Origin of the sequence: Chryseobacterium defluvii (assembly GCF_003634775.1) — a bacterium.
Classification (GTDB): domain Bacteria; phylum Bacteroidota; class Bacteroidia; order Flavobacteriales; family Weeksellaceae; genus Chryseobacterium; species Chryseobacterium defluvii.
On record NZ_RBXB01000003.1, the window covers coordinates 344099 to 367004 of the forward strand.

The 22906-nt window shown below is 36.5% G+C and carries 24 protein-coding genes; 13 read left to right on the top strand and 11 right to left on the bottom strand.

Annotation, left to right across the window (positions count from 1 at the left end):
* Positions 1 to 16: 16 nt before the first annotated feature.
* Positions 17 to 1834, bottom strand: a complete 1818-nt coding sequence (rho, locus tag BCF58_RS13495; protein ID WP_121462338.1) for a transcription termination factor Rho — start codon at positions 1832 to 1834, stop codon at positions 17 to 19.
* A gap of 143 nt (positions 1835 to 1977) precedes the next feature.
* On the opposite strand from rho, the gene BCF58_RS13500 reads away from it, so the two are divergent.
* From BCF58_RS13500 to BCF58_RS13515, 4 genes are all read left to right on the top strand, one after another.
* On the top strand, positions 1978 to 2367 hold the full coding sequence (locus BCF58_RS13500) for a DUF4293 domain-containing protein (protein ID WP_121462339.1): 390 nt from the start codon (positions 1978 to 1980) through the stop codon (positions 2365 to 2367).
* Positions 2368 to 2484: 117 nt separating this feature from the next.
* Positions 2485 to 3408, top strand: coding sequence for a M28 family metallopeptidase (locus BCF58_RS13505; RefSeq protein ID WP_121462340.1), 924 nt, complete (start codon positions 2485 to 2487; stop codon positions 3406 to 3408).
* 51 nt (positions 3409 to 3459) lie between these two features.
* Positions 3460 to 5328 carry an ABC transporter ATP-binding protein gene (locus tag BCF58_RS13510; protein ID WP_121462341.1) on the top strand — a complete coding sequence of 623 codons (1869 nt, stop codon included), beginning with the start codon at positions 3460 to 3462 and terminating at the stop codon, positions 5326 to 5328.
* A gap of 25 nt (positions 5329 to 5353) precedes the next feature.
* Positions 5354 to 5701 carry a DUF1801 domain-containing protein gene (locus BCF58_RS13515; protein WP_121462342.1) on the top strand — a complete coding sequence of 116 codons (348 nt, stop codon included), beginning with the start codon at positions 5354 to 5356 and terminating at the stop codon, positions 5699 to 5701.
* A gap of 55 nt (positions 5702 to 5756) precedes the next feature.
* On the opposite strand, the gene BCF58_RS13520 is transcribed toward BCF58_RS13515, so the two are convergent.
* The 5 genes from BCF58_RS13520 to rsfS all read right to left on the bottom strand — a co-directional run bounded on the left by BCF58_RS13520 (position 5757) and on the right by rsfS (position 10402).
* Entirely contained in the window at positions 5757 to 6410 is a 654-nt protein-coding gene (locus tag BCF58_RS13520) for a phosphatidylserine decarboxylase family protein (RefSeq protein ID WP_121462343.1), read from the bottom strand.
* Positions 6411 to 6414: 4 nt separating this feature from the next.
* Complete coding sequence (locus tag BCF58_RS13525) at positions 6415 to 7287, bottom strand: phosphatidate cytidylyltransferase (protein WP_121462344.1); 873 nt, start codon at positions 7285 to 7287, stop codon at positions 6415 to 6417.
* A 24-nt stretch (positions 7288 to 7311) separates the two neighbouring features.
* Positions 7312 to 7893, bottom strand: a complete 582-nt coding sequence (locus BCF58_RS13530; protein WP_121462345.1) for an LUD domain-containing protein — start codon at positions 7891 to 7893, stop codon at positions 7312 to 7314.
* 135 nt (positions 7894 to 8028) lie between these two features.
* Entirely contained in the window at positions 8029 to 10017 is a 1989-nt protein-coding gene (gene ftsH, locus BCF58_RS13535; protein ID WP_121462346.1) for an ATP-dependent zinc metalloprotease FtsH, read from the bottom strand.
* Positions 10018 to 10033: 16 nt separating this feature from the next.
* The gene (gene rsfS, locus BCF58_RS13540) at positions 10034 to 10402 is read right to left on the bottom strand and encodes a ribosome silencing factor (protein ID WP_121462347.1); all 369 of its coding nucleotides are present in this window, start codon (positions 10400 to 10402) and stop codon (positions 10034 to 10036) included.
* A gap of 87 nt (positions 10403 to 10489) precedes the next feature.
* Between rsfS and BCF58_RS13545 the strand changes: the two genes are divergently transcribed.
* Positions 10490 to 11203, top strand: a complete 714-nt coding sequence (locus BCF58_RS13545; protein ID WP_121462348.1) for a biotin--[acetyl-CoA-carboxylase] ligase — start codon at positions 10490 to 10492, stop codon at positions 11201 to 11203.
* Here the strand turns inward: BCF58_RS13545 and BCF58_RS13550 are convergent.
* From BCF58_RS13550 to BCF58_RS13565, 4 genes are all read right to left on the bottom strand, one after another.
* Positions 11197 to 12309: an LptF/LptG family permease gene (locus tag BCF58_RS13550; protein ID WP_121462349.1), complete on the bottom strand. Its 1113-nt coding sequence runs from the start codon at positions 12307 to 12309 to the stop codon at positions 11197 to 11199. The genes BCF58_RS13545 and BCF58_RS13550 overlap by 7 nt on opposite strands.
* Positions 12310 to 12319: 10 nt before the next feature.
* A complete protein-coding gene (gene tgt, locus BCF58_RS13555; RefSeq protein WP_121462350.1) occupies positions 12320 to 13450 on the bottom strand; it encodes a tRNA guanosine(34) transglycosylase Tgt in 1131 nt (376 codons plus the stop codon).
* 69 nt (positions 13451 to 13519) lie between these two features.
* Positions 13520 to 13888 carry a DUF4296 domain-containing protein gene (locus BCF58_RS13560; RefSeq protein ID WP_121462902.1) on the bottom strand — a complete coding sequence of 123 codons (369 nt, stop codon included), beginning with the start codon at positions 13886 to 13888 and terminating at the stop codon, positions 13520 to 13522.
* Positions 13885 to 14601: a polyprenol monophosphomannose synthase gene (locus tag BCF58_RS13565; protein WP_121462351.1), complete on the bottom strand. Its 717-nt coding sequence runs from the start codon at positions 14599 to 14601 to the stop codon at positions 13885 to 13887. The genes BCF58_RS13560 and BCF58_RS13565 overlap by 4 nt, the downstream gene beginning before the upstream one ends.
* A gap of 175 nt (positions 14602 to 14776) precedes the next feature.
* Here BCF58_RS13565 and BCF58_RS13570 point away from each other — a divergent pair, with 175 nt between their 5' ends.
* The 4 genes from BCF58_RS13570 to BCF58_RS13585 all read left to right on the top strand — a co-directional run bounded on the left by BCF58_RS13570 (position 14777) and on the right by BCF58_RS13585 (position 18573).
* Complete coding sequence (locus tag BCF58_RS13570) at positions 14777 to 15346, top strand: DUF4271 domain-containing protein (RefSeq protein ID WP_394337671.1); 570 nt, start codon at positions 14777 to 14779, stop codon at positions 15344 to 15346.
* 11 nt (positions 15347 to 15357) lie between these two features.
* Positions 15358 to 16098, top strand: a complete 741-nt coding sequence (locus BCF58_RS13575) for a uroporphyrinogen-III synthase (RefSeq protein ID WP_121462903.1) — start codon at positions 15358 to 15360, stop codon at positions 16096 to 16098.
* Between the two features lie 88 nt (positions 16099 to 16186).
* On the top strand, positions 16187 to 18235 hold the full coding sequence (locus BCF58_RS13580) for a S9 family peptidase (protein WP_121462353.1): 2049 nt from the start codon (positions 16187 to 16189) through the stop codon (positions 18233 to 18235).
* Positions 18232 to 18573, top strand: a complete 342-nt coding sequence (locus BCF58_RS13585) for a hypothetical protein (protein WP_121462354.1) — start codon at positions 18232 to 18234, stop codon at positions 18571 to 18573. The genes BCF58_RS13580 and BCF58_RS13585 overlap by 4 nt, the downstream gene beginning before the upstream one ends.
* A 173-nt stretch (positions 18574 to 18746) precedes the next feature.
* Here the strand turns inward: BCF58_RS13585 and BCF58_RS13590 are convergent, their stop codons facing one another.
* Positions 18747 to 19235, bottom strand: a complete 489-nt coding sequence (locus tag BCF58_RS13590) for an SRPBCC family protein (RefSeq protein ID WP_121462355.1) — start codon at positions 19233 to 19235, stop codon at positions 18747 to 18749.
* 201 nt (positions 19236 to 19436) lie between these two features.
* On the opposite strand from BCF58_RS13590, the gene BCF58_RS13595 reads away from it, so the two are divergent.
* From BCF58_RS13595 to BCF58_RS13610, 4 genes are all read left to right on the top strand, one after another.
* Entirely contained in the window at positions 19437 to 20984 is a 1548-nt protein-coding gene (locus BCF58_RS13595) for a sensor histidine kinase (protein WP_121462356.1), read from the top strand.
* 82 nt (positions 20985 to 21066) lie between these two features.
* Positions 21067 to 21753: a response regulator transcription factor gene (locus tag BCF58_RS13600; RefSeq protein ID WP_121462357.1), complete on the top strand. Its 687-nt coding sequence runs from the start codon at positions 21067 to 21069 to the stop codon at positions 21751 to 21753.
* Positions 21754 to 21831: 78 nt separating this feature from the next.
* The gene (locus BCF58_RS13605) at positions 21832 to 22476 is read left to right on the top strand and encodes a hypothetical protein (RefSeq protein WP_121462358.1); all 645 of its coding nucleotides are present in this window, start codon (positions 21832 to 21834) and stop codon (positions 22474 to 22476) included.
* Between the two features lie 18 nt (positions 22477 to 22494).
* On the top strand, positions 22495 to 22857 hold the full coding sequence (locus BCF58_RS13610; protein ID WP_121462359.1) for a hypothetical protein: 363 nt from the start codon (positions 22495 to 22497) through the stop codon (positions 22855 to 22857).
* Positions 22858 to 22906: the final 49 nt, after the last annotated feature.

Consider the following 22906-nt stretch of genomic DNA (forward strand, 5'->3'; position numbering starts at 1 on the left):
AACAAAGTTAAATTATTTATTTGTTCATAGACATCAGGAATTCCTCATTATTAAGGGTCCCTTTGATGTTTTTATCTACAAATTCCATCGCTTCCACAGGATTCATTTCAGAAAGATACTTTCTTAAGATCCACATTCTTTGGGAAGTCACCTCATCAAGAAGTAAATCGTCTCTGCGGGTACTTGAGGAAACCAGATCAATGGCCGGATAAATCCTCCTGTTGGCAATTTTCCTGTCTAATTGAAGCTCCATATTCCCTGTTCCTTTGAATTCCTCAAAGATTACCTCATCCATTTTAGAACCTGTATCAATAAGAGCTGTCGCAATAATGGTTAATGAACCTCCACCTTCAATTTTTCTTGCCGCTCCGAAGAATCTTTTTGGCTTGTGAAGAGCATTCGCATCAACACCTCCGGAAAGCACCTTTCCTGAAGCCGGTGTTACGGTATTGTAGGCTCTCGCCAATCTTGTAATGGAATCAAGCAAAATAACCACATCATGTCCGCATTCAACCATTCTTTGAGCTTTTGCTAAAACAAGGTTGGCTACTTTCACATGTTTTTCTGCTGCTTCATCAAATGTAGAAGCAATCACTTCCGCGTTGACGCTTCTTTCCATATCGGTAACCTCTTCCGGACGTTCGTCAATCAGAAGAACCATCATATAAACTTCAGGGTGATTGGCTGCAATAGAATTCGCAATATCTTTCAGCAACATCGTTTTACCGGTTTTAGGCTGGGCAACGATCATTGCTCTTTGTCCTTTTCCGATAGGGGCGAAAAGATCCACAACTCTGGTAGAAACCGTGGAACCTTTTCCTGCGAGATTAAATTTCTCTTCAGGGAAAAGAGGGGTTAAATATTCAAAAGCCACACGATCTTTGATAAATGCCAAATCACGGCCATTAACTTCTGTTGGCTTTAATAATGAAAAATATTTCTCTCCTTCTTTGGGTAATCGTACGATTCCTTTTACCGTATCTCCGGTTTTCAGACCGAAATTCCTGATCTGAGCCGTAGAAACATATACATCATCAGGAGACGAGATGTAGCTGAAATCTGATGAACGCAAGAACCCGTAATTATCCGGTAGTATTTCCAGAACCCCTTCAATACTAACCATCCCATCGAAATTGAACTCTTTCCTGTGGTCAGTTTCTTCCTGCCTTTCGGACTGTCTGTTCTGATTTTGGTTTTGGTTTTGATTAGGGTTTTGGCTTTGATTCTGGTTCTGATTAGGATTCTTATTGGGATTTCCACTGTTATGCGGATGATTTTGTCCTTTTTGAGATCTGGCCTGAGGTTGAGAGTGGGCCGGTTTTTCTTCTGCCGGAGCAGATTCCTTAGGTTCTGTGTTTTTTGGAGCTTCTGTTTTTTCCTGAATGACTTCAGTATTGCTTGAATTGGCAGTAACTCTTTTTCTTTTTTTCTTTGAGGAAGAAGAATTTGTTGATCCCTCCTCTGAGCTTTCCGGTTTTATTTCTTCCGGTTTTGCATTCGCAGAAACTGTTTCTTTTTCTATAACTGTATCTTCAGTTTTAGGTTGTATTTGTGGTGAAACTTCCGCCTCTGTCCTTTGTTTGGGCGCCGCTTTCTTTGGAGCAGCTTTTCTAACAGGTGCTTTTTTCTCCGTCGGTTTGTCTTCCTCCACTCCTTTGGTTTCGGTAGTGTTGAAATAATCTTTAGCAACTTTAGGGTTAGAAGCCTGGAAATCAAGAATTGCAAAGATTTTATCATTCTCATTGCTGTTCCTTGCAACTTTAACGCCCAAATCCTTTAAGATTTTAGCCAGTTCCGTTACGGATTTTGACCTTAACGTTTCAATGTTAAACATATGTATGTAAAAATGTAATTAATTGTGAATAAGAAAAGTAAGTCCGGTGACTTTTGTTTTCAAGTACATTGTATAATGCAAATCTACACTTATTTTTGAATTGTGCAAAATTTATGTTATTTTTGCAAGGAATTTACTATTCAATGCTACAAAGAATACAGACTATATGGGTTTTTCTGGCAGTTTTAGCTGCTGTTTTTCTTTTTGTAACAGGACAGGATGTGGCTGTTTCTGGTAATATTCCTGTCATACATATTGCCTGTATAGCACTTGTCTTGATTGGATTGCTTAGTATATTCAGTTTTAAAAATAGAAAAAGACAAATTCTGCTGAATAATATCAGCATGATTATAAACGCTTTGTTGATTGGTGTATTGGTGTACTGGTTACTAAACTTATCCGGAGGAATTCAATTTCCTGAGAAGGGTATTGAGCCAGTTTTCCCATTGATTGCGGTGATTTGTTTGTTTATTGCAAATATATATATCCGCAGAGATGAGAGGCTCGTAAAATCTGTAGACAGACTTCGATAACCTTACAACGATTTTTTGAGTGAGAACAGTTCCTTTTTAGGAGCTGTTTTTTTATTTTGTATACCTTTATGCAACATTTTTATAAAACCTGCGACAGATATAACAAATTCTATTACAATGAAAAAATTAGCTTTTTTTACAGTAACCCTTTTTTCCGTATTCACTTTTGCACAGGATGTTTCTCCGGATAGGATCAAAACAGTGATTTCCACTCTCGCTTCCGACGATATGAAAGGCCGCGAAATCGGAACTCCTGAAAATGATAATGCCGCCAAATATATTGCACGTCTCTTTGAAGAAAACAATCTTGAATACTGTACCGGAAATTCTTACTTGGTACCATTTGATTATAAAGGAAAAACTGTTTATAATGTTTGTGGAGTAAAAAAAGGAAAAAGTGATAAATATCTGGGATTTTCAGGTCATTTTGATCACATCGGAACAAGCAACAAAAGCGGAGACAACATATACAACGGAGCTGATGATGATGCCAGTGGTATAACCACCCTGGTAGGAATTGCAGATTATTTTAAAGATAAGAAACCCGATTTCTCTATGGTTTTCATTGCATTCAACGGGGAAGAAAAGGGAATGTTGGGTTCAAAAGCAATAGCCAAGGATAAAAATTTGGATAAGATCTATAATAATCTGTATTCGCTTTTCAATTTTGAAATGGTAGCCACAGAATCTCAATTTGGGAAAAATGCACTGTTCATGACAGGTGATGAATATTCTGACCTGGATGAATTATTCAATCAGAATGCTTCCGATGGTTTGAAAATACATCCGGACCCTTATGCGGCACAGCAATTATTTTACAGATCAGATAATGTGAGTTTTGTAAAGAAAAAGATTATTGCCCATTCTTTATCTACTGTAAACATGAACAAAGCCTCCCATTATCATCATGAAAGCGATGATGTGAGTGTCGTAGATTTTGATAATCTTACCCAAATCATCAATAGTTTTGGAAAAACACTGGAAAAACTAACCCCTCAAAATTTTGCTCCAAAGTATAATAATAAAGTAAAATTCAATTAGAAACGTCTAATCCTTTAATTTTCCGTAATTTTGTTTTTCTATTTCCACTGAATGAAACCACTACAAAGAATACTCTACTTCGCAAAACCTCATCAAAAATATCTTTTCGGGAGTATATTTTTTAACATACTTTATTCATTGTTAAGTATTTTCTCGGTGATTACCATGCTTCCTATACTCAGAATTTTATTTAAACTTGATAAGGCAGTGGATATTTCCAATCCACCGGTTTATAAAGGAAATTCTGACAGTTTCTTTGGTTATGTAGGTGATCTGGGCAAATATTTTGATTATTTAAAAGAGCTGGCCTATTATAAAATTCAAATGAACATTAACGAACATGGAAGTGTTCAGGTTTTAGCGACTTTATGTATCATTACGGCTTTCGCATTTTTATTGAGGAACCTTTTCAGATATCTGGGTGCTTTTCTACTTGTTAATTACAGGGTAGGAATTACCAGAGATTTGAGAACAGCTATGTATGATAAATTTTTGCAGTTGCCGGTATCATTCTTTACCGAACAGAGAAAAGGGGATATGATGTCCAGGATCTCCAATGATATTGGTGCCGTAGAGGGAGGTATTATGGGAGTTCTTGTCGATTTGGTGAATGCGCCTTTCATGATCATTGGAACATTGATTACTTTATTTATGCTTGATGCGAACCTGACTCTGTTTTCCCTGATTATTTTTCCGATCATGGGGCTTATTATTTCATGGGTTGGAAAAAGCTTAAAAAAACAGGCTACCTCAGCCCAGCAGGAATTGGGGAATATGTTTTCACTGGTAGACGAAACATTGAAATCATCCAAAGTCATAAAAATATTCAATGCAGACAGAATTCTAAAAAACAGATTCAATACAACCACCACTCAATGGCAAAAGTTTGCCATAGGGATGAGCAGAAGAAGAGAAATGGCATCTCCGATGAGCGAATTTTTAGGATCTGTAACCATCCTTTTAATTACATGGTTTGCCGGTTTAAATATTATTAACGGAACCAATAATGATCCTGTTACATTTTTAGCTTTCATCGGATTGTTTTTCCAGATACTGGACCCCGCAAAGAAACTTTCCAATTCCATCTCTTCTATTCAGGGAGGTATGGCAAGTTTAGACAGGGTTTCCGAAGTGCTTGATTATGATTTAAAGGTTGAAGAAATTGCAGAACCTGTTTCCATTTCAACGCTTAAAAACAGCATTGAATTTAGCAATATTGGGTTCTATTATGACAAGGACAATATTATCCTTAAAAACTTTTCCCTTACGATTCCAAAAGGCAAGACAATTGCTTTGGTTGGGCAAAGCGGCAGCGGAAAAACCACGATTGCCAATCTTCTGGCAAGGTTTTATGATGTTTCCGAAGGGGATATTTTGATTGACGGTATTAATATCAAGCATTTAAAATTAAAGGAATACCGCCAGTTGTTGGGAATGGTTACTCAGGAATCAGTTCTATTCAACGATTCGGTATATAACAACATTTTGATGGGCAAACCGGATGCTACTAAAGAAGAGATTATTGCAGCCGCTAAAATCGCCAATGCAGATTCCTTTATTTCCCAGCTTCCCGAAGGATATGATACCAACATCGGAGATGATGGGAACAAGCTTTCCGGAGGTCAAAAACAAAGGGTATCCATTGCAAGGGCAGTATTGAAAAACCCGCCTATTATGATTCTGGATGAAGCCACTTCTGCTTTGGACACGGAATCTGAAAGGTTTGTACAGGATGCCCTGGAAAAAATGATGGAAAACCGGACCTCTCTTGTGATTGCCCACAGGCTTTCAACCATTCAGAAAGCAGACTGGATTGTCGTGATGGAAAAAGGAGATATTGTGGAACAAGGGACCCATCACGAGCTTATTGCTAAAAAGGGCATGTATTACAAACTTGTTGAGCTTCAGAACTTCGATTAAATTCATATCATTTAAAACTATTTAAATGAACCCTATACAAGAGTATTTCTACAGAATTGAAGAACCTGCAAGAAGTACTCTTTTGTTTTTAAGAAAAAAAATACTGGAATCTGACGTTGAATACATTACTGAGACGTTGAGCTTCGGATTGCCATTCTTTAAATATAAAAAGAAGATGCTTTGTTATTTATACTACAGTAAAAAATATCAAAAGCATTATATCAGTTTCTATCATGGTGATAAATTAGTTCATCCGCAACTTTTACAGGAAGGCAGAAAGAAGTTTAAAATCCTTCTGATCGACATGGAAGAGGATTTGCCTTTAGAACTGATTTTCAATATTATTCATGAGGTGAAAACTTATATAAAATAAAAAAGAGAAAACCAAAATGATTTTCTCTGTTATTCTTGTATTGTTTTTTTCAAACTTATTCCTTCAACCTTGCAATAACATCCAATCCGCCTTTGGTAATGTCGCCGATCTTACAAATGATTTCCGTATCTAATGGTAAGAAAACATCCATTCTAGAACCGAATTTGATGAAACCGAATTCATGTCCTGCTTTTGCCTGATCTCCTTCATTACAGTAAAAAACAATCCTTCTTGCCACATAACCCGCAATTTGTCTGAAAACTACTTTATGATTCGTTAAACTTTCAACAGCAACTGTTGTTCTCTCATTTTCTGTAGATGATTTCTCGTGCCATGCCACCAGATATTTTCCCGGATGGTATTTTTTATAAATCACTTTCCCAGACACAGGATACCGGCAAATATGTACATTCAAAGGGGACATAAAAATAGAAACCTGAATGGCTTTTCCTTTTAAAAACTCAGTTTCTTCCACTTCTTTGATCATAACAACCTTTCCATCTACAGGAGCCACTACATTTTCCCTGTGATCCAGAATTTTACGATCCGGCACCCGGAAAAACCAAAATACAAGGCTATAAATCACCAATAAAGGCATAATAACCAGTAACGACCAGATTTTAAGAAAATAAATAGCTAAAACTCCAATAATAATAAAAAGCAGAGTTGCTACAATAATGGTTCCTTTTGATTCTTTATGTAGTTTCATGAGTTTAAATAAATTTTTCTAAAATAAAGTACAAATATACGACAGGTGCACAGATTAAAAAACTGTCCAGCCTATCTAAAATTCCTCCATGTCCCGGAATAATGTTTCCACTGTCTTTCACTCCGAAAGTTCTTTTCAACTGGCTTTCTACCAAATCTCCCAAAGGAGCAAAAGTTGCCACTAAAAATCCGACAACCATCCAGTTTCCTCGAAGCTCCGGCTGATACTGCTCTACGAAGTATGACAAAACCAATGTAAGGATAACCCCGCCGGCATATCCTTCCCAGGTTTTTTTAGGGGATATTTTAGGAGCCATTTTATGTTTCCCGAAAAACTTTCCCGCCAAATAGGCAAAAGTATCACTGCTCCAAATGAGAATGAATAAAAATAATACCTCTAAAGAAAACGTATGGTTATAGGTAGAATATTTGGGTAAACCTAATGCAAAGCTGAAAGGCAGTGCTACGTAAATAACCGTAAAAATAAGTTTCCCGCTGTCATAATATAATTCATTCGGGTATTTGAATAAAGTAACAACAGCTATTGCAATTAAAGCAAGTGCCAATATTTCATTTAATCTGAAATCAAAGTAGAAATCATGGTAAAAATATCTTTTGGAGAACATATAGAAGATGATCACAATAACAGGAAAAACCACCCATTTTTCATATCCTTTTCCAAACTTCATGATTTTGATACACTCCCATGAGCCGATTACCATTAAAAAGGTAATTAAAAGATAATACAGATATTGTTGCTGAATAGGCTCAGGAGAAATAGAGTTGATGAATTGAGCTCCAAGTGGAGAGGTACAAAGGATGATAATTGCAACATATACAATTCCGGAAATGGTTCTTTGTATGAGATTTTTATCCAAAATTTAAATTTTATAAGTTGATGCTTAATCTTCAAGCAGCAATAAAAACAGTTTTGTGCTGGAACTGGAAGAACTGTCTAGTTTAGACTGGCTTCCGCTGATGGAAGTTAAATTTTTGATGTTCCCGTTCCTTTTGATTTTTCCCATGGCATCATTTAAATTATTAACGATCTGGGAAACATTGGCCATAATGATAATCCTATCAGGAAGCCTTGATGAGTGATAATGGAGAATATTATTATGCGAAAGCATTATTCTGCCATCATACGCAATGAGATATTCGCAGGTGATAAACGCTGCATCATTGGAATGCACAAGTTCTGAAGTGTATGGTGTTTTTACAACGTTCAAAAAGCTTTGAAGCTCCTTATCCCAGCAGAAAACATTGCTGATCCCTTCTATCTTGATAATCTGATTTAAAGTTTGAAGAGCTTCCGCCTCATCTGCGCAGTAATTGAAAAAACCACCGGAATGCGTAAATAATTGCGCAAACTTGTAGTCAAGATCCGCATTTTTCAGCGAATCTCCAAGCTTTTCCAGGCTCTGTTTATCCTCTTCCTCAGGCTGGTTGGTAAGTTTGCTTACAATTTTCTTAAATAAACTCAACTTAAATTATTTTTAGTCAACTTTATACAAAAGTAAAAAATTAATTATATAGATTCTAAAAAAGTGTCCTTAAATATGAAAAAACCTGGTAATTTTGAATTACCAGGTTTATATTTTGATTAATTTCAGGTACTTTTAAAGCTGAGTCGGGCTTTCAGGAGCCTGGATTTCGCTTTCTTCTACCTCATCTTTCTCTTTTATTACGGGAATGGTATTGGTTACCGGCTTTTCTGTTAACTCCGGATCCCATGCTCTTTTCCCGAATACTTCTTCTAAATCTTCACGGAAAATCACTTCTTTTTCCAAAAGCTTACTGGCAAGTGCATCCAGCTTATCCTTATTCTCCGTAAGGATCTGTACGGCTCTGTCATATTGATCTTCAATTAATCTCTTGATCTCGGCATCAATTTTAGTAGCTGTTTCTTCAGAATAAGGCTTCCCGAAAGAATATTCCGATTGACCAGAGCTATCATAATAAGAAATGTTACCGATATTCGGACTTAGCCCATAGATCGTCACCATGGCCTGAGCTCTTTTGGTTACACTTTCCAGATCGGAAAGCGCTCCTGTAGAAATATTATTGAATATCACCTGCTCTGCTGCTCTACCTCCTAACGTCGCGCACATTTCGTCCAACATTTGTTCAGTTGTGGTAAGCTGTCTCTCTTCAGGAAGGTACCAAGCCGCCCCTAAAGAACGTCCTCTCGGCACAATCGTCACTTTCAACAATGGAGACGCATGTTCCACCAACCATGAAATGGTAGCATGTCCTGCTTCATGATAAGCCACTCTTTTCTTTTCAGAAGGTTTAATGGCTTTATTTTTCTTCTCAAGGCCACCGATAATTCTGTCTACAGCATCGAGGAAGTCCTGCTTGTTTACCGACTCATGATTATTTCTCGCCGCAATAAGCGCTGCTTCGTTACAAACATTTGCAATATCCGCTCCACTGAAACCAGGCGTTTGCTTTGCAAGGAATTCACGGTCTACATTATCCGATAATTTAATTTTCTTTAAGTGAACATCAAAAATCTGTCTTCTTTCGTGTAATTCCGGAAGGTCTACATAGATAGATCTGTCAAAACGGCCGGCTCTCATTAGGGCTTTATCAAGAATATCCGCTCTGTTGGTAGCTGCCATAACGATAACATTGGTATCTGTTCCGAAACCATCCATTTCCGTAAGAAGCTGGTTCAGCGTATTCTCTCTTTCGTCATTTCCGCCTGAGAAATTATTTTTCCCTCTCGCACGTCCGATAGCATCAATTTCATCGATAAAAATAATGGCCGGAGATTTGGCTTTAGCCTGGGCAAACAGGTCTCTTACCCTTGAAGCTCCTACTCCCACAAACATTTCAACAAAATCTGATCCTGAAAGTGAGAAGAAAGGTACTTTAGCTTCACCTGCAACGGCTTTTGCCAATAATGTTTTACCGGTTCCCGGAGGCCCTACCAAAAGGACACCCTTAGGAATTTTACCGCCCAGCTTGGTATATTTTTCAGAGTTTTTAAGGAAATCTACCACTTCCTGAACTTCTTCTTTTGCACCTTCCAATCCTGCCACATCTTTGAACGTTACCTGAATTCTTTCTTTTTCGTCGAAAAGCTTCGCTTTAGATTTTCCGATAGAGAAAATTTGTCCACCGGGACCTCCACCACCGCCCATTCTTCTGAACAGAAGGAAATAGAACAATCCTAAGATGGCGATCCAGATCAATGCAGAAACTAAAATATCCGTGAATGGATTTTTTCCTGCGCCATAATCTTTAGTGGTTTTTATATTAACGTTGTCGGCTTTTACTTTGTCGAATTTCTGAAGGAAAAGCTGAAGATCTCCATATTTTACAGTATAATCTGCTTTCGGAGCTTCGAAGACTGAAAACGGATTCGTTTCGGTGCTTTTCTTCACCATTTCCGTTTTGGCAGCCTGTGTAAGAAATACATCGGCCTTTTCGGTCTCCTTATATATCAATACATTCTGAATTTTCCCTGACTGCATGATTCTGAAGAACTCATCTTCATCTATAGATTTTGCATTATCGCCTCCTAAAAAGTTGGAACCAAAAAATAACAAAAGTGCTATGATCGCAATCGGAAAAAACCAGTTAAATCCTTTATTGTTCATTTATACTTTTTAAAATTTAAAATTCATTTTCAATTTTGGTGATTGCCGCATCACCCCATAGTTCTTCTATATCATAGTACTCTCGTACCTGTTTCTGAAATATATGAACTACCACTGAAACGTAATCTACCAAAACCCACATCGCATTTTCGGTACCCTCTACATGCCATGGTCTTTCCTTAAGTTCGTTTCTTACTTTTTTTTCTACACTTCCTGCAATGGCGGCTACCTGCGTGTTAGAATTTCCGCTACATATCACAAACGTCTCTGCTACAGAGTTTTCTATTTTGGAAAGATCGAAGATCATAATATCTTCACCTTTTACATCCTGGATAGCGTCAACGATTTTATCTAATAGTGCTTGCTTTTCTGCTGTTTTATTCATTAAAAATATACTATAATCTGCAAATTTATTGTTTTTTCTTTACTTTAGCCTTACTTTTAGGGCTTTAATGTCTTAAAGTTTTCTTAAATGAGCGAACTGTTTTACCTAAAAGAATGTTCTTCTACTAATGACGAAATTTCCAGGTTTTTACTTTACGAAGGTTCAGACTTTGTGTGTGTGTACACTTTCAATCAAACCAAAGGAAGAGGGCAATATGGAAATAGCTGGGCATCTGCTCCGGAACACAATCTGGCTTACACGTTAGCTGTAAACACTTTAAACATTACTATTACTGATAGCTTATTCAATTATTATACCGCAACAGTCATCATGGATTTCCTTGCCAATTTGACTGAAAACCCAGTAAAAATAAAGTGGCCAAATGATATCATTCTTAAAAATAAGAAAATAGCCGGGATTTTAATTGAAAAGAAAAAGATAAACGGTCAAAATTATTTCATCATAGGATCCGGAATCAATATTCTTCAGGAAAAATTCGAAATTTCCAATGCCGGATCATTGTTAACACAGACTGGTAAACGTTTTCATCTTAAGGATTTTGTTTCTGATTTCCATACTTTTCTGGTGGAAAAACTGAAAAATATTCCCTCTGAACAGGAAATCATGGATAATTTTAATTCAAACTTATTTCGAAAAGATGAAATTTCGGTATTCGAGAATGAGCAAGGAAGACAAAATGGCATTATCCGTTTTGCGGATGAAAAAGGTGAAATCTGGATTGAGTTGGAAAAAGGCGGGATGCAATCTTTTTATCACAAAGAAATAAAGCTGCTTTACTGATTGGCTCTTTTCAGATACAGGAATAAAGCTAAAGGTAAGAATATCATGTTCGGAAACCACATCGCTAAAGCAGGGCTCATGCTTTTATTTTCGGAAACCACTTTCAAGGCTTCAAATGAAAAGACGAAAATAAATGCCAGAGAAATTCCGACCGCCAAGTTAATTCCCAAGCCTCCTCTTCTTTTCTGGGAAGAAAGTGAAAGTGCTAAAAAGGTTAGAATTACAATGGAAACCGGCATGGATGTTCTTTGATAAAGCTCGTTCAGGTGGGCATTCAGGTTACTGTTTCCTTTTTCTTTTTCTCTTTTGATAAACTTGATCAGCTCCGGTGTTGTTTTGTTCTGCCCTAAAAGTTCATTCGGGAAAAGTTCTTCCGGGGCATGCCCATAGCTTTTTCTTAATTCAAAACCATTATTAAGTTTTTGAGAATCATCTTTATTGGTTGTCTTTTCAAAATAACTGTTTAAAACAAACTGTTTTTTATCTTTATCCCAGTATACATCATTGGCTTTGAGCTCATACATCAGTTTCCTGTTTTTATCGAATTTTTGGAAAATAAAACCTGAACCTCTTCTTTCTCTCTTATTCCATGAATTCACAAAGATATATTCTGTTTTACTAAGCTGTGCAGAAACAGGCGCCGTTCCTAGTACTTTTTCTTTATTCGCTGCATTATAAGTGTATGCCTCCAATTCATTTTTTTTGATATTGGCCCAGGGCAATACGAAGTGATTGACAACCAATGACAGGGAAGCGATGAAAAGCGAGGTAAACAAATAAGGTTTTGCAAATCTGTGAAAACTTGCGCCACTACTGATCACTGCTACAATTTCGGTATTATTTGCCATTCTAGAGGTGAAATAGATCACGGAAATAAAAACCAGAATCGACAAAAAGGTCATGACAAGATTAATAATCCAGAAGGGGTAGAAATGCATCAGGAAATACGCTAAATCCAACTTAGGATCCAGTAGTTTCGCATTTTCTATTCTTGGAATTTTCTGCTGAATATCGATCACCAATACAACGATAGACAACAATATCAACATGAAACTGAAAGTTCCAAGATATTTTTTAATGATATATCGGTCTATAATGGTGAACATCGTTTTTATTTTAAAGTCTTTGTCTTAAAACCGGAACCACCGATTTTTTCCATTCATAAAAATCTCCTGCGATGATATGCTCTCTGGCTACCTTAACCAGATCTAAATAAAATGCAAGGTTGTGTATCGAAGCGATTTGTTTGGCCAGATATTCTTTGGAAACGAATAAATGACGCAAATAAGCTTTCGAATATTCCTGATCTACAAAGCTGGTCCCGAATTCATCCAAAGGCGAAAAGTCACGTTTCCATTTTTCATTTTTCAGGTTCATTACGCCTTTCCATGTGAAAAGCATGGCATTTCTTGCGTTTCTTGTAGGCATTACACAATCCATCATATCAATTCCCAAGCCAATAGATTCTAAAATATTCCAAGGGGTTCCTACTCCCATTAAATATCTTGGCTTTTCTTTTGGCAGGATATCCGTTACCTCATCGGTAATTCTGTACATTTCTTCTTCCGGCTCTCCTACAGAAAGCCCTCCGATTGCATTTCCTTCTGCTCCTGCTTCAGAAATGACCTCAGCAGAGATTTTTCTCAGATCCGAATATGTGGATCCCTGAACAATAGGGAACAATCTTTGTTTGTGTCCGTATAATTCTTTATTCTCTTCAGTCCATTCAATGCATCTCTTCAACCAGCGGTGCGTAAGCTCCATGGATGATTTGGCCTGATTATATTCGCATGGATAAGGGGTACATTCATCAAAGGCCATAAAGATATCTGCTCCGATTTGTCTTTGAATTTCCATAGACTTTTCCGGAGAGATAAAATGGTAGCTTCCGTCGATATGAGATTTGAATTTCACACCTTCTTCGGTCATTTTTCTGCTGCTCGCCAGTGAAAACACCTGAAATCCACCTGAATCGGTAAGAATAGGAAGATCCCAATTCATAAATTTATGTAAACCTCCTGCTTCCTGCATAATATCCATAGTCGGACGCAAATACAGGTGATAGGTGTTACCCAGAATGATCTGGGCTTTTATGTCTTCTTTTAGTTCTCTCTGATGGACTGTTTTCACACTGGCAACAGTTCCTACCGGCATAAATATAGGCGTTTGGATTGTACCGTGATCAGTGGTAATTTCTCCGGCTCTTGCCTTTCCTTCAGAGGTTTTTTCTATATTAAAAAATTTCATTCAAATACATTTTAGCTACCGCCATTGACGGTTGATATTTTGCCGAATGGAACATGTCCTGCATCATATTTATCTTGCAAAAGAAGGAACATTCTGATTCTTCTTCATTTTTTCATCAACATATTTTTCCGCTTTCGGATCTTTTTCTAATAATATTTTCTGAGCTTCCTCGGTAATTTCCTTCAGCTTATTCTTTACTACATAATATTTGTAACTTTCTACAAAGTCGTCAGGCTTTACATTATGGGATTTAAGAACGAATCTGGTTCCGCTTTCCATATTTTTCCCTTGAAACATGTAACTCGCCTGATCATTAACTGCCAAATCAGCCAGGATTTCAGCCATAGTATCTTCATCCACAAGACTTTTCGGCTTATCGACATAATCTACACATGAAAACATGCTCAATAGAATGAAAATACTGATTATTTTTCTCATAATCTGTTGATTAAAGATTTCCATTTCAGGTTGAGAACCCCAAAAACCGCTTCATGTATGATCCCGCCATTCATTTTACTCTCTCCTAAAACCCTGTTGGTAAAGATAATAGGTTCTTCCACAATTTTAAAGCCTTTTTTAAAGGCTCTGAATTTCATTTCGATCTGGAATCCGTATCCCTTCAGTTTTACGTTATCCAATCCTATTTCTTCCAACACTTTTCTTGAAAAGCAGACAAAACCAGCTGTTGTATCATGAATGGGAAGCCCTAAAATAAATCTTACATATTTAGAGGCAAAATAGGAAAGTAAAACTCTTCCCATAGGCCAGTTCACCACATTTACTCCTTTAGAATAACGGGAACCGATCGCCATATCCGCCTGTAAGCAAGCTTTATATAGTTTAGGCAAATCATTTGGATTATGGGAAAAATCGGCATCCATTTCAAAAATGTAATCATAATTGTTCTGAATAGCCCATTTAAATCCATGAATATAAGCTTTCCCTAAACCATCTTTCGTGTGCCTTATAGACAAATGCAGATGGTGTGGAAAACTTTTCTGTAATTCTTTTACAATTTCAGCGGTCCCATCGGGAGATGAGTCATCCACTACCAAAATATGAAAGTCATCTTCCAATGCAAAAACCGCGGAAATAATATTTTCAATATTTTCCTTTTCGTTATAAGTTGGAATGATGACGAGTTTTTTCATTTCAGTTTGCAAAGATAGTTTATTTAACCTTTTTATTTTATACAAAATAATCTATAATTTTGCAAAAAACATTCCGTTGCCGCTATCACAAAATTTTATAAATCATGTAAGAATACCTGAGAACAACGATTGGGTAATCTTTATATTACTGGGCTGTATATTTTTATATATTTTCATGATGAATGTCATAGAAAGAGAAGCCAACCTGAGAGATTTTATGCTTCAGAAATATTTTGATGCAAGTAATAACCTTCCGAGCTGGGTGATTACCTCCTGCGTCACGGCAGTTACTCTGGCTGTTCTTATTTCCCAATATATACCTGTTGTGCCTAAATACATTGCTGATTTACAAATTGCAGGGTACCAACTGAATAAATTCGGGTATAGTTTAATTGCCATTACATTTTTTTATCTCACAAAATCCACTTTAGGTTTTTTATTCTACCAAAGTATCGGAGACGGAAAAAAATGGACAATTTTTTATTTTACTGCCACAAAATTTTATTTCATCCTGTCATTTTTGTTGATAATTTTATGTGTTACCCATTATTATTTCCCGGTAGACAGAAGTAAAATATTTTTGTATTATTTATTCTTCTTCTCTTTCGTATTCATTTTCAAGGTATTTTTCTATTTATTTCACAGAAACAACATCTTACCGGAAAAATGGTATTATAAATTTTTGTATATTTGCACCCTCCAAATCGCGCCTTTATTGTTGCTTTGGAAATTATTATTTTTTTAATATAGTCAATGATGAGAATAAAGTCTATATTGGTTTCACAACCAGCACCAAGTGAGTCTTCCCCATATTTGGATATAGCGAAGAAGGAAAAAATAAAAATTGATTTCCGACCTTTCATCCATGTTGAAGGGGTTGATAATAAAGAGCTTAGAACTCAGAAGATTGATCTGACGCAGTATACAGGAATTATCTTTACCAGTAAAAATGCGGTGGATCATTATTTCAGGCTTGCCGAAGAACTGCGTTTTACAGTTCCGGATACGATGAGATATATCTGTCAGTCGGAAGCTATTGCCAACTATCTTCAAAAGCATATTGTCTACAGAAAAAGAAAAATCAGCTTTGGGGAGAAAAACTTCTCAGACCTGCTACCGCTTTTCAAGAAGTTCCCGGCTGAAAAATATTTACTTCCTTCATCAGATGTATTGAGTCCGGATATTCCTAAAACGCTAGATGCCGCCAACATTGAATGGACCAGAGCGATCATGTACAGAACAGTTTGCAGCGATCTTACCGATATTAATGTTAAGGATTATGATATGCTGATCTTTTTCAGCCCGCAAGGAATCAAATCTTTGCAACAGAATTTCCCAGACTTCAAACAGGATGAAACCAAAATCGGAGTTTTCGGAAACACAACTTTAGCAGCAGCAGAAGAAGCTGGGTTAAGAGTAGATTTAATGGCTCCTACAAAGGAAACACCGTCCATGACAATGGCACTTGAAAAATATGTAAAAGCGCTTCATAAGTAGTTTTTCATACTGAAAATAAAGCAACCGTCTTTTCAATAAAGGAAAGATGGTTTTTTTTTAATTAAATTTGAACAAGAATTAACATTGAATGAAAGCTCCACAAGCACAAAAAATAGAAAAAATACTAGAAATACACGGAGATAAAAGAATTGACAATTATTTTTGGCTCAACGAGAGAGAGAATCCGGAGGTTATCAAATATCTTGAAGAGGAAAATTCCTATGCTGAATTTATCATGAAAGATACGGAAAAGCTTCAGGAAGACCTTTTTGAGGAAATGAAAGCCCGTTATAAAAAAGATGACGAATCTCTCCCTTACTTTTTTAATGGGTATTGGTATATTGTCCGTTATGAGGAAGGAAAAGAATATCCTATTTTTTGCAGAAAACATCAAAGCTTAGACCATAAAGAGGAGATCATTATTGATGTCAACATTCTAGCGGAAGGAGAAAGCTATTTTGAAGTGGGAAGTGTAGCTGTTTCTCCGAATAATAAATTGGTTTCTTTTTCAACCGATAATGTAAGCCGACGAATTTATACGATCAATTTTAAAAATTTAGAAACCGGAGAAATCCTTGTAGACACTATTCCTAATACAACAGGAAAAGCGGTTTGGGCCAATGACAACGAACACGTTTTCTATATCCGGAAAGATAAGAACCTTCGTGCATTCCAGGTGTACAGACACAAAATCGGAACCGATTCTTCTGAAGATATTTTGATTTTCCACGAAGAAGATGACACCTTTGACGTTAATGTATTCAAAACAAAATCATTACAGTATATTTTTATTGCAAGTTCCAGCACCATTTCGGATGAACATCGTTTTATCCCTTCTGATAACGTTTTTGCAGATTGGACAATTATTCAGCCAAGAATAGATGATCTGGAATATTCCGTAGAGCATTATGAAGATGAATTCTATATCATTACCAACGCTGATAATGCCATCAATTTTAAGATTGTAAAAACCAAAATCAACAATTGCGGAATGGAAAACTGGACCGATGTGATTCCTCATCGCAAAGAAGTTTTACTGGAAGGTTTTGAGATCTTTAAAGATTACCTGGTCCTGGAAGAAAGAGAAAAAGGATTGCTGCAGATCAAGATTATTGATGAAAAAAACCAGGAATCCTATTATTTACCTTTTTCAGACCCTACTTATACGGCTTATATCGGGATCAACTTAGAATTCGATACTGAAATTTTACGTTACGGATATACTTCATTGACTCAGCCGAGTTCTACCTATGAGTATAATATGAAGGATAAGACCACGCAGCTTCTGAAGCAACAGGAGGTTTTAGGCGGAAAATTTTTTCCGGAGAATTATATTTCGGAAAGAATCTGGGCAGATTCCAGGGACGGAAAAACCAAAATCCCTATTTCTCTGGTTTATCATAAAGATACAAAAAAAACTGCTGATACTCCATTACTTTTATATGGATATGGAAGCTACGGACATACAGTTGATGCAAGTTTCTCTAATGTAAGGCTCTCTATTTTAGACCGTGGCTTCATTTACGCAATTGCCCACATCCGCGGTGGAGAATATTTAGGAAGAGAATGGTATGAAGACGGAAAAATGTTATTTAAGAAGAATACGTTCTTTGATTTCATTGATGCAGGTAAGCATTTAATCAAAGAAAATTATACCTCATCCGAACATCTGTATGCAATGGGTGGAAGTGCAGGAGGATTATTGATGGGAGCCATTGTAAACTATGAACCTGCCCTATTCCATGGAATTGTTGCACAGGTGCCTTTTGTGGATGTAGTTACGACCATGCTTGATGAAACCATCCCACTAACTACCGGGGAATATGATGAATGGGGAAATCCTAACAACAAGGAATATTATGATTATATAAAGTCCTATTCTCCTTATGATAATGTGGAAGTGAAAGATTATCCTCACATGTTGATCACAACGGGATTGCATGATTCTCAGGTTCAATACTGGGAGCCGGCAAAATGGACGGCAAAACTAAGGGAAATGAAAACAGATGATAATCTGCTTATCTTTAAAACCGATATGAGTGCAGGGCACGGAGGAGCCAGTGGAAGATTTGAGTCTTTAAAAGAAGATGCATTAGAATATGCGTTTTTATTAAAATTAGAAAATAAAGAAGAATGATTAACGAAGCAGAATACTGGAAAAAAATAGAACAGTTTTTTGAAGACAATTTCCAAACTGAAAAGAATCCTCCTGTTGAAACCTTATTATTTCTTATAGGATTACAGGAATTGGGAAGCGGACAACAAAAATATACGAAAGACGACAAGGTAAATCTGATTCATATTGCAGTGTGCAGATTGTTGGAGCCTTTTGGGTATTATAAGTTCACTCATTATGAAGATGGATGGCCACAGTTCGAAAAGCTGGAAGAATTACCTGAATTAAAACCTAACGAACAGTCTTTACTGATGAAAAAAGCCATCATTCAGTATTTTCAGGACGAAGAGTTGATTTAATCAATTTGGAAATTTGGTAATGTGGTAATTTGAAAATATTTTTTTCTGTTACCACATTATTTTTTGTTTGAACTAAACTTTGAATTTTGTTTAAATAAAAAATGAACGGGCTAAAGCCCGTTCCTATAACATTGATAAGCAAATTTTGATATGTGAGTTTTCAAGTCATTATATTATCCTTTCAGAATTTCTTCCAATTGGTTCAATCCCATTTTAAAGCCTTCTTCAAAACCCATTTCAATCAATTGCTTCATCGCCTCTGAAGACTCAAAATGAATATTCACCGTCACTTTGGTTCCTTCGTCTACCCCTGTGAAACCCAGTAGCCATTTTGCTTCAGGAAAACTTTCATTGACATTTCCATTTTCATCACAGAAAACATCAATACCATCGAAACTTCTGTGTTCCATAATTTTCCCATATTTTACTTTAGCATAATGCTTTTCACCTTCCGGGCCTACCATGGCGTAGAACCACTCTCCTTCTTCTTTGAAATCCTGATTTACGGTTTCACATTTCCAAGGCTTTGGAGCCCACCATTGATCCAATAATTCGGATTTGGTAAAATAATCCCACACTTTTGACACTTCGGCGTCATACACTTTCATGACATACACACTGTTTGAGTCAAAATCTTTGTTGAAAACAATATTAGATTCCATAAATAAATATTTTTATCAAACTTACTTCTTTATTTGTAAGGAGCTCTTTTCATATGACAAGTATTTAAATACTTATAAATAAATGTTAAAAAACTTCTTTTTAAGAAAAATTATACAATTTTTTGGCTCGTTTTTTGTTTATCAAGTCTTAAAATATTTAATTTTAACATTCACAATTCTAAAATAAACTAAAAATAAGTAATGAATAATAAATTCATCCCAATAATCTCGGTGTTTATGACAATCTCCCTGATTGTTTTTGTCACGCTCCAGTTTTATTGGCTGAAAGGTTATTATGGTGCGCTGGAGCAGGATTTTTCCAACAAAGTATATTCTGCCCTTGAAAATACGACGAAAAATATCTCTGAAATTGAAGTTGAAAAATATATGAATGACGATTTCAAAAATTTCAGAAATAATATTACTGCCAATAATGATCAACCTTCTTTAACTACCATTCAGCAGGTACAAGATTCCGGTACCCAGAGACAGATTATTTACTCTAAAAATATCATCGAAAAAACACAGCTTCCTATTTCTCAAAAAGGAGATTCTATAAAGCTGACAACGTTATATACCGATGATGCCTCTTATAAAATCAAAAGGGATACAACCCAACCGGAACAGCTTACAGCAGAGATCAATCAGGACATAGAAAACGGTGATTATACGATAAAAGAATTTGCCAAAATTTATGGAAACAATCTTCCGATTACGAAAAGAGTCGATAGCAGGATTCTGGACTCAATCCTCACCAAGGAACTGAAAATCAGAGGAATTAACGCAAAATTTGGTTTCGGTGTTACCGACAAAAATAACAAAGTGACGAGTGTCGCCAACAAGGTTTATAAAGAAAAAAAGGACAGTGACAGCTATACTTATCCTCTTTTTACAGACAAAAAAGACCGTACATTATATAGCCTGGCTTTGGTTTTCCCAAAAAAGGAATATTCTTTGGCGATGAACAACTGGCCGATGCTGTTGGGAACTTTCCTTTCCCTTCTCACTATTTTAGGGATCTACATTATTTCTATCAACTATATGATGAAGCAGAAAAAACTGGCAGAAATAAAGACGGACTTCATCAATAATATGTCACATGAGTTTAAAACTCCGCTGGCAACCATTTCTGTGGCAACGGATTCTTTAGCTAATGATAAAATTGCGACGAACCCTGAAAAGGTACGGTATTATTCCAATCTCATCAAGCAGGAGAACTTAAGGATGAAAAAACAGGTAGAAAATGTTTTGAACATGTCCAAGCTTGAAAGAAATGAGGTGAAGCTGTTTTTAAAGGAAACCAACGTAAGGGAATTGATTAAAAAGACTACAGAATCCTTCAATCTGATCGTTGAACAGAGAAACGGATCGCTTACCCAGGAGTTTACGGCAGACAAGTATACCTTCAAAATAGATGAGTTTCACATTTCGAATATGCTGGTCAACTTATTGGATAATGCCAACAAATATTCTCCTGAAGCTCCTGAGATTCATGTTAAAACAAGAAATGAAGGAAGCTGGTATGTGATTGAGATTTCCGATAAAGGAATGGGAATGGATACCCAGAACAAGACCAAAATCTTTGAGAAATTCTTTAGGGAGGAAACCGGAAATATCCATAATGTAAAAGGGCAAGGCTTAGGATTGTCTTATGTAAAGAAAATAGTAGAGCTGCATAAAGGTCAGATTATTGTAGACTCCCATAAAGGAAAAGGGAGCACATTTATCATTAAACTGCCGATGCATTAAATAGTAAAAACCAAATAAAAGTATAAGGAGAACAGAGTGAAAACGTTCATTCTTAATTATTAATTTTTTAATTATTGAAATTATGAGCAACAGAATATTATTAGTAGAAGACGACCAGAGTTTTGGAGCTGTATTGAAAGATTATTTAACGATAAATAATTTTGATGTTACCCTTGCCACAGATGGAGAGCAGGGATTGAAAGAATTCACGGAAAATGAATTCGACATTTGCATTTTCGATGTAATGATGCCTAAAAAAGATGGATTTTCATTGGCGGAAGATGTAAAAAAGATTGATAAAAACACGCCGATTATTTTCCTGACGGCAAGAAATATGAGGGAAGATATCTTAAAAGGATATCAGCTGGGAGCAGATGATTATATTACAAAACCTTTTGATACTGAGCTGCTTCTCTATAAGATCAAGGCAATCCTGCAAAGAAGCTCTACGCTGGAAAATGAAGAACAGGAACAGTTTAAGATCAGCAATATCTTTTTTGATTCTATGCTAAGACAATTAAGAGTAGGTGATAAAGAATATAAGCTTTCGCCTAAAGAAAATGAATTGTTGAAGCTACTTTGCATTCATAGAAATGATTTCATGCCGAGAGATTTAGCATTAAGAAAAATCTGGAAAAAAGAGAACTATTTTACGGCAAGAAGTATGGATGTGTATATTGCCAAGCTCCGTAAATTACTGAAAGATGATGAAGGGCTGGAAATCATCAATGTTCATGGGGAAGGTTTCAGGCTTTTAGTTAAGAATTAATCCGGAAAAAAGATTATAAATATCAAATTAGCAAAACAATTAAAAATGTTTTGCTAATTTTGTTTCATACGACTGGATATGAAAAATACATTTTTAGGCCTTGTGGCCATTTCCATACTTACCGTTTCTTGTAAAAAAGATGAAAGAGCAACTTATTTGAAAGAAGAAGCAGGAGCTCAGGCATCTAATATAGCGGTAAATAATAATACTCCCCAAGCCTCTCTCTTGAATCAGGCAGGAATTCAGCCGGCTCAAAATGCAGCCCCCGTAGCAGCACAAGCTACAGCTCCGGGAATGAACCCTCCCCACGGGCAGCCGGGACACCGATGTGACATTCCCGTAGGACAGCCTTTAAGCGGCAAACCTGCCCAGGCCGGCGCAACTCAAAACGTTACGGTAGGAAATAATCAAACGATTCAAATAGATCCTAATGCGTTAAAGCCCGGAAAGTTTACGGTTGACAATACAACAGGAAAACCTGTGAAAACAGCTCCCGGAATGAATCCTCCACATGGCGAACCAGGGCACAGATGCGATATTCCCGTAGGACAGCCGCTGAACAGTAAACCGGCTCCTGCTCCACAGCCGGCTCAAACTATTGCTCAAAATACTCCGGCTCCCGTGCAGCAACCGGCGCCAACCGGAGAAAAACCGAAGGTGAATCCAGCACATGGAGAGCCATGGCATAATTGTGCCGTGAAAGTAGGAGATCCTTTGCCATAATTTTTGTAATTTTGCCTTATGAAGTTATTGCAGATTCTGACAATTATTTTCTGTTTGGGAATTTTTCTGGTTCCTAAGGATAACTTCTATAATCTATCTGCGAAAGAAACCTGCTGCAAAGCTGATTCTAAAATGGATGATGGCTGTTGCAAAAATCACCAGTCCTCTTCCAAGCAACATCAGGAAAAAACAAAATCATGTCATGATGATTGCTGTTCCTCCTGTATTGCCTGTTATACTTTTATAGAAACTCCCTTTTCCAAAAGCCTGAATCTGGAGTTATCTTATTATAAAGCCAATAAAAGCTTACAATTTCAGTATGCTGACCCTTATATTTCAGATCGTTTAAAAGAAATCTGGCAACCGCCAAAAATAGCTTAATTAAACACATCCGTGTTCATTTTCAATAGTGAACGTTTTTTAATTAATC